Here is a 12,351-nt window from a genome sequence, read left to right as displayed (position 1 = left end):
GTCAGGCCAGGGCGGCCCGGGCCGGCGCGCGGGCGCGGATCGGCGCCTCGGGCGCGTCGGCCTCGGACAGGAGCGCCGGGATCAGGTCGGTCTGCGAGACGATCCCGACCAGGCGGCCGTCGTCGTCGACCACCGGCAGGTGGTGAAGCCCCGCCTCCGACATCCGCGGCACCAGGGCGGCCACGGGCGTGTCGGGACCGACCGGCTCGACCGCGCTCATGATGTCGGCCGCGCAGCCGTGGGGGGCGCGGCCGCGCTCGGCGGTGAGGCGCAGGCGGCGGCCGAGACCGAGGCGCGGCCCGCTCCGGTCCCAGGCCGCCTTGTCGAGCAGGTCGGTCTGCGTGACGATGCCGAGGACGCGCGCGCCCTCGTCGGTGACCGGAAGCGCCTTGATGCGGTGACGGCGCAGCAGCCGCATGGCCTCGGAGAGCGGCGCGTCCGGCGCCACCGCGATCACGTCGCGCGACATGATCGCCGCGCAGGTGATCGGGCCCGAGCGGCGGCCGTAGACCCGCATCTGCACGCGCCGCAGGATCTGCTCCAGGTCGCCCCGGTCGACGTCCAGGAGCTGGTCGAAATCCTCCAGCGCGGCGTCGAGGTCCGAGGCCCGGAAGCCGACCCGGGCGTCCGAGGGCGGATCCGCCGTCCGGGGCCCGGCCGAGCGCAGGTGCGGGTAGGCGCGCCCGGTGAGGTTGTTGAACAGCAGGGCGGTGGTCAGCAGCAGCAGCGAGTTGACCGCCACCGGCCACAGCACGAAGCCGTAGCCCAGCTCCCGGATCGCCGGGCCGCCGAGCACCGCCGTCAGCGCCACGGCCCCGCTCGGCGGGTGCAGGCAGCGCAGGGCCATCATCAGCGCGATCGCCACCCCGATGGCGCAGGACGCCGCCACGAACGGGTCGCCGATCCAGGCCGCCGCCGTGACACCGACGAGCGCCGCCACGATGTTGCCGCCGAGGATCGACCAGGGCTGCGCCAGAGGACTCGCCGGCACCGCGAAGAGCAGCACCGCCGAGGCGCCCATCGGGGCGATCAGCACCGGCAGGGCCTCGGCCGGGACGGAGACCCGGCAGACGAAGCCGGTCGCCAGGATGCCCACGAGGGCACCGGCCGCCGAGCGCAGGCGCTCGCGCTTGCTGACCGGGGTCAGCTCCGGCAGGAAACGGCTGAGGAATGCGCGCATCGGATCCGGGGCTCGCACGTGAAAAGGACGGCGCCCCGGGGAGCGCCGTCCTGTCTCAGGGTCACTGAGGTCGGGCGGTCCTTATCAGACCGCGCGGGCCTCGTGCATCGCCCGGATCTGCTCCTGGGTGTAACCCAGGTCTGCGAGCACCTCATCGGTGTGCTCGCCGAGCAGCGGCGACGCCTTCACCTCGACCTGCATGTCGGAGAACTTGATCGGGCTTCCGACGGTCAGGTACTTGCCGAGCTTCGGGTGCGCCACCTCGACGACGGTACCGCTCTCGCGCAGGGACTTGTCCTCGGCGATCTCCTTCATCGACAGCACCGGCGCGCAGGGGATGTCGTAGGTGCGCAGGATGTCGACCGCCTCGAACTTGGTCTTGTCGGCGAGCCACTCCTCGATCGTCTTGAAGATGTCGAAGATCTTGTCCTGGCGGGCCCGCGGCGTGTTGTAGCCCGGGTCGGTGATCCACTCCTCCTTGCCGAGCGCCTTGCAGATCGGCGCCCAGGCGTGGCCCTGGATCGTGAAGTAGATGTAGGCGTTCGGGTCGGTCTCCCAGCCCTTGCACTTCAGCACCCAGCCCGGCTGGCCGCCGCCGCCCGCGTTGCCGCCGCGCGGCACCACGTCGGAGAACTCGCCGTGGGGGTACTGCGGGTACTCCTCGAGGTAGCCGAGCGCGTCGAGGCGCTGCTGGTCGCGCAGCTTCACGCGGCAGAGGTTGATCACCGAGTCCTGCATCGACACGGCGACCTTCTGGCCCTTGCCGGTCTTGTTCTTCTGGTGGAGCGCCGTGAGGATGCCGATGGCGAGGTGCATGCCGGTGTTGGAGTCACCGAGCGCGGCGGCGCTGACGGTGGGCGGCCCGTCCCAGAAGCCCGTGGTCGAGGCGGCACCGCCCGCGCACTGGGCGACGTTCTCGTAGACCTTCAGGTCCTCGTAGTGGTGGCCGTCCGAGAAGCCCTTCACCGAGGCGAGGATCATGCCCGGGTTCAGCTCCTGGATGCGGGCCCAGGAGAAGCCCATCCGGTCGAGGGCGCCGGGGCCGAAATTCTCGACCATGACGTCGGAGTCCTGGATGAGCTTCTCGAGGACTTCCTTGCCGGCCTGGGTCTTGGTGTCGAGGGTGAGCGAGCGCTTGTTGGAGTTCAGCATCGTGAAGTAGAGCGCGTCCGCGTCCTCGACGTGGCGCAGCTGCGTGCGGGTCACGTCGCCGGCGCCGGGGCGCTCGACCTTGATCACGTCGGCGCCGAACCAGGCGAGGAGCTGCGTGCAGGCCGGGCCGGCCTGGACGTGGGTGAAGTCGATGATCTTGATGCCTTCCAGCGGCTTGCTCATTGGGCGTTCTCCCTGTGCGGTTCGGTGATCGGGTCCTTCGGATCGTCCGGCGGGCTCAAGGCGCCCGACGGGCCGGATCCGAGGAAGCTTCGAGTTCGGCGACGCGCTGGCGCAGGCGCTTCTCCTCGGCCCAGCGCTCGGTCTCGTCGCGGATCACGGCGACGATCCCGGTCACCCGGTCGGAGGCGTCCCGCACCATCCCCACCGTGAAGGCGATGGAGAGCTGGCGGCCGTCCTTGTGGAGCGCCGGCACCCTCAGGGTCTCTGCCCCGTAGCGGGTGACGCCGGTGCGCATGGTCTTGGCGTAGCCGTCCCAGTGGCGGCGTCGGTGCCGCTCGGGTGTGATCAGATCGAGGGTCCTGCCCAGAGCCTCGGCGGCGGTGAAGCCGAAGATGCGCTCCGCGGCCGGGTTCCAGACCGTGATGGCGCCGTCCGGATCGGACACCACCACCGCGTCGCCGATCGCCTCGGCCAGACCGTGTATTTCGAGGGAACCGGGCGCGGCCAGAGTCGGCCCGGTCGCCGTCATGGGCGCCACCCGGTCGGCAGCGCGGATGAGAGGTGGATCGCGGCAGTCCGGCGCCTTGTCATGGGGCGGCCCTTCCTGAACGTCACGCGCGGAAACGGCGGTAAAATTCCGGTCCCGCATCCTTGAAGGGCTGTCACCCGCCCTCTTCGGTTGGTATTTGGTATGCCAAATGGAGAATGGCGTCAACCGACGGGGTGACAGGTGGCACTTTTCTTCAAGCGACCGGTGAAGCTTTCCGGGCGAGGCCGTCTGCCGACGCGCGCCGTTCGACCGCCGCCGCGCGACGCGGCAAGGCGCTCATGTCCTTCTCAGATTTGCCGCTTTCGGCGAGCAGGACTCCGCCCGTCAGGCAGCTCGGACCGGCGGTTCGGCACACCGCCCGGGAGACCATTTCGGTGATCCGTTTCGAGAAAGTCAGCAAGGTCTACCGGACGGAAGGCCACCGGCGGACCATCCTGGAACAGGTGTCGTTCACCCTGAAGCCGGGCGTGTCCTACGGCATCCTCGGCATCAACGGCGCCGGAAAATCCACCACGATGCGGCTGATCGCCGGCACCGAGGACGCGACGCGCGGCCGGATCCACCGCGGCCTCAGGGTCTCGTGGCCCCTCGGCTTCGCGGGCGGCTTCCATCCCAAGATGACCGGGCGCGACAACGTCACCTTCGTGGCGCGCATCTACGGCGAGGACCCGCGCAAGGTGCTCGATTTCGTCGAGGACTTCTCGGAACTCGGAAGCTACCTCGACGTGCCGATCTACACGTACTCGTCGGGCATGGGCGCGCGGCTCGCCTTCGGCATGAGCATGGCGATCCCGTTCGACTGCTACCTGATCGACGAGATCACCTCGGTCGGCGACGCGCGGTTCTCGAAGCGCTGCGACGAGGTCTTCTCGCAGCGCCGGAAGAACGCCGACATCATCATGGTGTCGCACTCCATGGAGACCATCCGGCAGTGGTGCACGCAGGGATTGGTCCTGCTGAACGGTCGCGCGATCATCTACGAGGACGTGAACGACGCCATCGAAGTGTACCGGCGCCTCAACGCCTGACCGCGCCGGCGGCGGCCGGACCGCGACGACATGCTTTTGCCGCCTCGCCGTGCGAGAGACGGTCGCGGCGCCGGGTGCGGCGCGCGCGGGATCCCGGTAACGGGTCGATCTTCGAGGCCGGGGAGGCCGGGAATCAGGCCATGAACATGGAGATCCGGAAGGCCGAGGGGCAGCCGGTCACGCCCGCGGACCGCCAGCAGGCGGTGAGCGAGTCGCTGCGGCAGATCGCGCGCATGTCGCGCTTCGCCGACCGCAAGAAGGGCATCCGGTCCTTTCAGGCCGACGCCAAGAACGATCCCTGGATCCCGATCCTGTTCGTCGTCTGCTTCCTGCTACCGACGCTCGCCGGGGCGGCCTATTACGGCCTGATCGCCTCGGACCGCTACGTCAGCGAGGCGCGATTCGCGATCCGGCCGGCCATCGGCTCCGCCGAGAAGACGTCCTCGGAGACCGGTGGGACGAATTCCGGCATGGCGAACCAGATGGTGGCGCAGGACACGCTGATCACGCGCGAGTTCATCCTCAGCCGTCCGATGCTGGAGCTCCTCGAGGCGCAGCTTCCGCTGCGCCAGTGGTTCAGCAACGAGTCCATCGACTACTTCTCGCGGTTCGATCCGGAGAAGCCGATCGAGAAGTTCGTCCGCTACTGGAAGCGGCGCGTCGGCGTCGAGGTCGAGGCCGGATCCGGCATCTTGTCGGTGGAGGTCGAGGCCTTCGATCCCCAGGAATCCCTCGCCATCGCCAAGGCCATCATGAAGGAGGCCGAGCGCAAGGTGAACGACCTCAGCGTCAAGTCGCGCGAGGATGCCGTCGCCGAGAGCACGCGGGAGCTGCGGCTCGCCGAGGAGCGCATGACCAAGATCCGCCTCGCGACGCGCGACCTGCGCAACCGCGAGGGCGTGCTCGACGCGCAGAAGACGAACGACATCAACGTCAAGATGATCGCCGAGATGCGGGCCTCGCGGATCAACCTCGCGCTCCAGCTCGCGATCGGGCAGCGGGACCTCGGTCCCGACGCCCGCCGGATCATCGACATCAAGCAGCAGATGAAGGACCTCGACGACAACATCGCCCGGATCGAGCGGCAATCCGCCAGCCAGGATCCGGAGCAGAAGCGCCTGCTCTCCGACGCGTTGACCAAATTCGAGGTCCTGGAGAACGACCGCAAGAACGCCGAGAAGTACTATCAGCAGGTACTGACTGCCCACGAGCGCGCGCGCATCATCGCGGCCCGGCAGATCGAGTTCTTCAGCCCGATCGTCGAGCCGGTGAAGGCCGAATCCTCCACCGAACCGCGGCGGCTCCTGATGATCGCGTTGATCACCGCGGGCGCCGGCGTCCTGTTCGGCGCCGCGATGTTCGCCCGGAAGATGATGACCTGACGCGCGTCCCGCCGGGTTCGCCCGGGACGGTCCGGTATCCTCAGCGGCCGGTCCCGGTGCCCCGGTCGACCGCCGCCGGGCCGATGGTGCCGCCGGTCCAGCCCTGGGCGCGCCAGCCCTCGGCGCGCTGGTCGAGATCGATCGATCCCGCTTGGTCGAGAATGGACAGGACGCGCTCGGCCCGGGACTCGTCGGCGCGCACCGTCACCAGGGTACCGCCGCGACGCACGCCCTCGGCGTAGGTCTCGGCCTCGTCGGCGCTGAGGCCCGCGGCGGTCAGGCCGCCGATCAGGCCGCCGGCCGCGGCGCCCACGCCGGCGCCCGTCACGGTGGCGACGAGCCAGCCCGCCGCCGCCACCGGCCCGAGCCCCGGGATCGCCAGGAGGCCCAGCCCAGCGAGCAGGCCGGCGCCGCCGCCCAGGACCGTGCCGACCGTGGCTCCGGTGCCGGCGGAATCCGCCGCGTCCACCGGTCGGGGAACGGCGGTCCCGGGCGCCCGCGGCGGGACCGCGGGCTCGTTGCGATTCGCGATGATGCTGATGTCCGCGTGGGGGATGCCGGCGGCCTCCAGCCGGTCCACCGCCCCCGCGGCGGCGTCGTAATCGTCGAACAGGGCGGTCAGGGCGCGCAGGGCCATCGAGCTCTCCCGGTATGTCCGGGCCCGGGCCCGGAGACGTGGCGGCGGCGCGGTCGGCCCGGACGCGGGCGCGGTCGGATGCCGGATCGACGCTCTCGCCGACCGATCAAGCGATCGCGGCGGCCCGGGTTCCCGCGAGCGCCGGCCCCATCTTAACGCCGCGCTAACCATCCGCTCGGCAGATCTTGCCGGGTACGTCCCGGGCCTGTCCCGGGCGAACGGCAGCGGATGGCAGCGATGGCAGAGACGGCGAGCGTGCCGGCACAGACAGGAGCGGCGGCCGTCCTCGGCCAGCTCGCGCTGCCGACGCGCGGCGATCTCCAGGCGCTGTCGAAGCGGTCGGACCTGCTGTTCGCGACCGGCGTGCTGGGGATCCTGGCGGTCCTCATCTTCCCGTTGCCGGCGATCCTGCTCGACCTGCTGCTGGCCGTGTCGATCATCCTGTCGGTCCTGATCATGATGACCGGCCTGTCGATCGACAACCCGCTGGAATTCACCGTCTTCCCGACGCTGCTTCTCATCGCCACGATGTTGCGGCTCGCCCTCAACCTCGCCTCGACGCGCCTGATCCTCGGGCACGGGCACGAGGGCACGGCGGCGGCCGGGCACGTCATCGAGGCCTTCGGCCACTTCGTGATGGGCGGCAACTTCGTCATCGGGATCATCGTGTTCGCGATCCTGATCATCGTGAACTTCGTGGTGATCACGAAGGGCTCGGGCCGCATCGCCGAGGTCGCGGCCCGCTTCACCCTCGACGCGATGCCCGGCAAGCAGATGGCCATCGACGCCGACCTGTCGGCCGGCCTGATCGACGAGAAGACCGCGAAGGCGCGGCGCGCGGCGCTCGAGGAAGAATCCTCCTTCTTCGGCGCCATGGACGGTGCCTCGAAGTTCGTGCGCGGCGACGCGGTGGCGGCCCTGCTGATCACCTTCATCAACGTGGTCGGCGGCATCATCATCGGGGTGGCGCAGCAGGGCCTGAGCTTCGGCGAGGCCGCCAAGAGCTACACCCTGCTGACCATCGGCGACGGCCTCGCGAGCCAAGTCCCGGCGCTGATCGTGTCGACGGCGGCGGGCCTGCTGGTCTCGAAGGCCGGCGTGCGCGGCGCCGCCGACAAGGCGCTCGGCAAGCAGCTCGCGCACTATCCCAAGGCGCTGGGCATGTCGGCCGCGGTGATGCTGCTGATCGCCCTCCTGCCCGGCATGCCGATGCTGCCCTTCGTCCTGCTGGGCGGCGGCGCCGGCTATGCGGCGTGGCGCATCAACAAGACCGCCAAGCTCGCGCCGCCGCTCGACGCCCTGGGCGCCCCGATGGATGCGGCCGCGGTCGCCGCGGCGAGCGCCGCCAAGGAGGAGACGGTCACCGACCTGCTGAAGCTCGACGACCTCAAGCTCGAGATGGGCTACGCGCTCCTCGCCCTGGTCAACGGTGAGGGCCAGGACCGGCTCACCGACCAGATCAAGGCTCTGCGCCGCCAGCTCGCCGCGGAACTCGGCTTCGTGATGCCGTCGGTGCGCATCCTCGACAACGTCCAGCTCGACGCCAACGCCTACGTGGTGCGGGTCAAGGAGATCGAGGCGGGCACCGGCCGGATCTTCCCAGGCCAGTTCATGGCGATGGATCCGATGGGCGGTCAGGTCCAGCTGCCCGGACAGCACATGCTGGAGCCGACTTTCGGCCTGCCGGCAACCTGGATCGACGCGGCCCTGCGCGACCAAGCGCAGCTCAAGGGCTACACGGTGGTCGATGCCGCCACCGTCGTGTCGACGCACCTGACCGAGATCATCAAGGCCCACGTCTCCGAGCTCCTCAACCACGTCGAGGTCTCGAAGCTGCTGCGCGAGCTGCCCAAGGAGCATGCCGAGCTGCTCAAGGAGATCGTGCCGTCGCAGATCTCCACCACCGGCATCCAGCGCGTGCTGCAGTTCCTGCTCGCCGAGCGGGTCTCGATCCGCGATCTCGGGGCGATCGTGGAGGCGATCGCCGAGGTGGCGGGCGCCGTGAAGAACCCCCGCGACGTGGTCGAGCACGTCCGGGCGCGCCTCGGCCGGCAGATCTGCGCACAGTACCAGGACCCGAACGGCATGCTGCCGATCATCACCCTGTCGCCGGCCTGGGAGCAGGCGTTCATGGAGTCGATCGTCGGCGAGCGCGAGGAGCGCTACCTCGCGATGCAGCCCTCGAAGCTCAGCGAGTTCGTCAACACCGTGCGCGACCGCTTCGAGACGGCGGCGCGCCAGGGCGAGATGCCGGTGCTCGTCACCTCCGCCCAGACGCGGCCCTTCGTGCGCTCGATCATCGAGCGCTTCCGCCGCGAGACGCCGGTGATGAGCCAGGCGGAGATCCACCCGCGGGCGCGACTGCGGACGGTGAACTCGATCTGAGGCCCCAGGGGCCGCGACACCGGCATGGGCAGACTCGTGCCGGCGCACGGGCCGAGGGAGCAATCACGGGATCGGCGCGCGCCGCGCGCAGACGAAGCGCGCGGCGAAGCGATCCCGGGTTTCGCGGTGTGGCGCGCGGGGGCTGAGGCGGCGTCACCCCCGCGTCGAGACGGCGGTCAGGCCCTCAGATCGCTTTCTGCTTGAGCTCCCGCTCCAACTCGTGCGCGTCGAGACCGGGAACGACGACGGGCGGTTCCGGCACGGCGGCCGCCTTGTGCCCGTGCGCGGCCGAGCCGATCGCCGCGGCCAACCGCGAGCGCTCGAAGGCGATCACCACGATCACCGAGACCAGGGCCGGAAGCCAGAAGTAGAAGATCCGGAAGATGATCACCGCCGCGATGATCGCGTCCTTCTGCGCCTCGTCGGTGATGTGCATCGCGGTGATGAACACGATCTCGAACACGCCGAGGCCGCCCGGCGCGTGCGAGGCCAGCGCCACCGAGAAGGAGGCCAGGAAGATCGCCAGGACCGGGATGAAGCCCGGGTTCATCGCCTCCGGCAGGGCGAAGTAGATGATGCCCGCCGCGCCCAGGAGCTCCAGCGGCGCCGCGAGCAGCTGGCGCCCCATGATGCCGGGCCGGGGATACTCGAGCTTGAACGACCGGATGTGCAGCGGCCGCAGGTGCAGGATCGAGCCGATCACGTACAGGCCGACGAAGCCCAGCATGCCGATGCCGACGATCAGCGCGGTCTTGGAATCGGTGAGGAAGCCCGGGAGCTTTCCCTCGAGGCGCGTCAGCAGGTTCGGATCGACCACCAGCGTGAAGCCGCCGAGGAGGACGGTCCCGAGGAAGAAGGTGAACGAGCAGAGCGCCACCAGCACGGCGACCTGCGCCGCCGTCAGGCCCTTGGCCGTGTAGGCCCGGTAGCGGACCAGGGCGCCCGAGAAGACCGAGGCGCCGATATTGTGCGAGAGCGCGTAGGTCGTGAACGAGCAGAGCGAGACGAAGAGCCACGAGATGTGGCGCACGCCCAGATGCAGCAGGGCGATCCGGTCGTACCAGGCGAGCGCCGCGTAGGCGACCAGGGTCGACAGGGCCGCCAGCAGGATCCGGTGGGGCGGGATCGCGAGGATCGCGGCCCAGATCGCCGCGAGCGAGGTCGTCTTCAATTCCTGGTAGAGGAAGTAGCCCGATATCACGACGGCCGCGAGGCCGATCAAGGGCCAGATGAACTCGCTGATCTTCTTCATGAACACCGACGCCCTGGGGAGAGCCCCTGATGCGCCGGCACGCGACGCGCTGCAAGCGGCATGGCGCCGCCGCGATCCCCCTTGTCAGGTGATCGTGACGGTTTCGTGCCGCGGAAGCCGGCCGAGCGGTCCGACGGGCCGCGTCAGCCCCGGGCGCGGTTGAGGCCGATCCCGTCCATGGCGGCCTGATCGCGGGCCGATTCGGCAGCGCGCTCGGCGGTCCGCTCGCGGTCGTTCAGGATCTCGACCTTCTTGAGCTCCTCGAACGCCTCGCCCAGCTCGGCCTTCGCCTCGGCGAGCTGGCCCTCAAGCGCCTGGGCGGACTGGATCATGTTGTCCCGGCGCGTCGCCGCGGCCCGGGCGTAGGTCGGGTAGGCGAAGTGACCGACGTCGGTGATTCCGGCCCGGGCCTCCTCGACGGCGACCTCGCGATCGAGCTCCACCGCCATGCGCTGGAAGTCGGCCATCATCATCTCGATCTGGGTCACGCGCCGGCGCTTCTCGTCGACCTGGAAGCGGCGCAGGCGGATCAGCGTGTCACGCGATTTCATCAGGACGCTCACTCCACGCAACGCTTGAGGCCGCGACCGGGATCGTGCCCGGACCGAGCCTGTGTGCGAGCCTGCCCACGGCAGACCCGCCCGGATCCCCCACGTGCACCATGATCGCGCCGAAGCGTTAACGCCCCGGCCCATGGTGCCTAGGCCCTGCCGACGATCTCGGTGAGCCGTGCGTAACCATCGCCGATGGACGTTGCTTCTTCCTTACCCTGCCCCAGAAAAGCCTCAAGATCGGGCATGAGCGCGACCGCCTCGTCGACCTCCTGGGAGGAGCCCGCCCGGTAGGCGCCGAGCCGGATCAGCTCCTCCATGTCGGCGTAGGTCGACAGCAGCCGCCGCGCCCGCCGCACGACCGGGAGGTAGGCCGGGTCGCAGGAGCGCGGCATGGTGCGCGAGACCGAGCGCAGAACGTTGATCGCCGGGTAGCGCCCGCGCTCCGCGATGGCGCGCTCCATGACGATGTGACCGTCGAGGATGCCCCGCACCGCGTCGGCCACGGGCTCGTTGTGGTCGTCGCCCTCGACCAGGACGGTGAACAGGGCCGAGATCGTGCCCTGCCCCACCCCGGGACCGGCGCGCTCGAGCAGGCGCGGCAGCTCTGAGAAGACGGTCGGCGTGTAGCCCTTGGCGGTGGGCGGCTCGCCGGCGGCGAGGCCGATATCGCGCTGGGCCATGGCGAAGCGCGTGATCGAGTCGATCATGCACAGGACCTTGGCGCCCTGATCGCGGAAGTGCTCGGCGACCGACAGGGTCACGTAGGCCGCGTTCCGGCGCATCAGGGCCGGCTCGTCGGAGGTCGCCACCACGACCACCGAGCGCGCGAGCCCGGCGGCGCCCAGATCGTCCTGGAGGAATTCCTGCACCTCGCGGCCGCGCTCGCCCACGAGGCCGATCACCGCCACATCGGCGGCCGTGTAGCGGGCCAGCATCGACAGCAACACGGACTTGCCGACGCCGGACCCGGCGAAGATGCCCATCCGCTGGCCCGCGCACATGGTCAGGAAGGTGTTGATGCACCGGACGCCCAGATCGAGCGGTCCACCGACGCGTGTGCGGGCATGGGCGGGGGGCGGGTCCGCGCGCAGGGGGTAGACGTCTGGCCCCTGCACAAGGGGGCCCAGCCCGTCGACCGGCCGCCCGAGGGCGTCAATCACCCGGCCGAGCCAAGCGCCGGAGGGCCGGATCGCGCCGGCCGATTCGTCGCGGACATAGGCGGGGCATCCGCGCCGCACGCCCTCGAGCGAGCCGAACGGCATCGCGAGCGCCCGATCGCCCTGGAACCCGATGACCTCGCAGGGCACCAGCCCGTGGCCGTTAGCACCCTCGACGTCGACCCGGCCACCGAGTCGCATCGCGGCCACAGGTCCGGCGACCTCCACCAGCAGGCCGCGGATCGCCACGACCCGCCCGAACGTCTCCAGCACCTCGATCCGCTCGAGGGCGGCCTGCGCCGACGCGAGCGAAGCAACGGATCTTGCCGGATCCTGTGTCATCGGCCTGGCTCTCAACGCTTCGTTTACCGGCCTCCTTAACACTGCGGGTCACGGGCTCGTAGCGGCTCGATCCGGGTCGCGACCACAATCGCGCCCGACGAAGTCGTACCGGTGTGTCCGACGGACAACACCGGGGATCGAACCGTTGCGCAGGAAGTACTTACGCCGAAGGGGGCGAGCGGCCTGGACGGGGGCGGATCGGAATCGGGGCCGAGGGCGAGGCCGGAGGAACGGTGTTTCTCCTGTCAAGCTCGCGGAACTTCGAACGAGACGCTTGCGGGCAGGAATCAGGTTTTGTTAACGATTAATCCATAGCGTTCCACGTCAAGAGCGACGGAGCGCCCGTCCACAGGCCGGTGGCGGGCGAAGGCTGGGACGTGTCTGCGCGCTGATGCGGCCGGCGGGGCTGGGGACCGACGATGCGGGTACTTTTGATCGAGGACGACAGCGCGACCGCGCAGAGCATCGAGCTGATGCTCAAGTCCGAGAACTTCAACACCTACACCACCGACCTCGGGGAAGAGGGTGTCGATCTCGGTAAGCTGTACG

General features: G+C 69.8%; 10 protein-coding genes and 1 pseudogene. 4 read left to right on the top strand and 7 right to left on the bottom strand.

Annotated features, from left to right (window positions below; translation table 11 throughout):
• Window position 1: 1 nt before the first annotated feature.
• The 3 genes from ACQKQD_RS03210 to ACQKQD_RS03200 all read right to left on the bottom strand — a co-directional run bounded on the left by ACQKQD_RS03210 (window position 2) and on the right by ACQKQD_RS03200 (window position 3,044).
• Window positions 2-1,180, bottom strand: a complete 1,179-nt coding sequence (locus ACQKQD_RS03210; RefSeq protein WP_427507467.1) for an HPP family protein — start codon at window positions 1,178-1,180, stop codon at window positions 2-4.
• 84 nt (window positions 1,181-1,264) lie between these two features.
• Window positions 1,265-2,515 (bottom strand): formyl-CoA transferase, encoded by a 1,251-nt coding sequence (gene frc / locus ACQKQD_RS03205; protein WP_020092898.1) that lies wholly within the window; start codon window positions 2,513-2,515, stop codon window positions 1,265-1,267.
• A 55-nt stretch (window positions 2,516-2,570) separates the two neighbouring features.
• The gene (locus ACQKQD_RS03200) at window positions 2,571-3,044 is read right to left on the bottom strand and encodes a PAS domain-containing protein (protein WP_427507466.1); all 474 of its coding nucleotides are present in this window, start codon (window positions 3,042-3,044) and stop codon (window positions 2,571-2,573) included.
• Window positions 3,045-3,439: 395 nt separating this feature from the next.
• Here ACQKQD_RS03200 and ACQKQD_RS03195 point away from each other — a divergent pair, with 395 nt between their 5' ends.
• The gene (locus tag ACQKQD_RS03195) at window positions 3,440-4,093 is read left to right on the top strand and encodes an ABC transporter ATP-binding protein (RefSeq protein WP_012322467.1); all 654 of its coding nucleotides are present in this window, start codon (window positions 3,440-3,442) and stop codon (window positions 4,091-4,093) included.
• A gap of 140 nt (window positions 4,094-4,233) precedes the next feature.
• Complete coding sequence (locus ACQKQD_RS03190) at window positions 4,234-5,475, top strand: capsule biosynthesis protein (protein ID WP_042675235.1); 1,242 nt, start codon at window positions 4,234-4,236, stop codon at window positions 5,473-5,475.
• A 40-nt stretch (window positions 5,476-5,515) separates the two neighbouring features.
• On the opposite strand, the gene ACQKQD_RS03185 is transcribed toward ACQKQD_RS03190, so the two are convergent.
• A complete protein-coding gene (locus ACQKQD_RS03185; protein WP_042675231.1) occupies window positions 5,516-6,112 on the bottom strand; it encodes a hypothetical protein in 597 nt (198 codons plus the stop codon).
• Window positions 6,113-6,349: 237 nt separating this feature from the next.
• Between ACQKQD_RS03185 and flhA the strand changes: the two genes are divergently transcribed.
• A complete protein-coding gene (gene flhA / locus ACQKQD_RS03180) occupies window positions 6,350-8,497 on the top strand; it encodes a flagellar biosynthesis protein FlhA (protein ID WP_020092902.1) in 2,148 nt (715 codons plus the stop codon).
• A 184-nt stretch (window positions 8,498-8,681) separates the two neighbouring features.
• On the opposite strand, the gene ACQKQD_RS03175 is transcribed toward flhA, so the two are convergent.
• From ACQKQD_RS03175 to fliI, 3 genes are all read right to left on the bottom strand, one after another.
• A complete protein-coding gene (locus ACQKQD_RS03175) occupies window positions 8,682-9,749 on the bottom strand; it encodes a lysylphosphatidylglycerol synthase domain-containing protein (protein ID WP_100250756.1) in 1,068 nt (355 codons plus the stop codon).
• A 143-nt stretch (window positions 9,750-9,892) separates the two neighbouring features.
• Window positions 9,893-10,300 (bottom strand): flagellar export protein FliJ, encoded by a 408-nt coding sequence (gene fliJ / locus ACQKQD_RS03170; RefSeq protein ID WP_012322462.1) that lies wholly within the window; start codon window positions 10,298-10,300, stop codon window positions 9,893-9,895.
• Window positions 10,301-10,449: 149 nt separating this feature from the next.
• Window positions 10,450-11,802: a flagellar protein export ATPase FliI gene (fliI, locus tag ACQKQD_RS03165; protein WP_020092905.1), complete on the bottom strand. Its 1,353-nt coding sequence runs from the start codon at window positions 11,800-11,802 to the stop codon at window positions 10,450-10,452.
• Between the two features lie 419 nt (window positions 11,803-12,221).
• Here fliI and ACQKQD_RS03160 point away from each other — a divergent pair.
• Window positions 12,222-12,351, top strand: a pseudogene (locus ACQKQD_RS03160) (DNA-binding response regulator); the annotation flags it as partial.

The sequence above is a fragment of the Methylobacterium sp. NPDC080182 genome, assembly GCF_050281105.1.
GTDB lineage: Bacteria > Pseudomonadota > Alphaproteobacteria > Rhizobiales > Beijerinckiaceae > Methylobacterium.
This window is presented reverse-complemented; position numbering and strand designations above follow the sequence as displayed.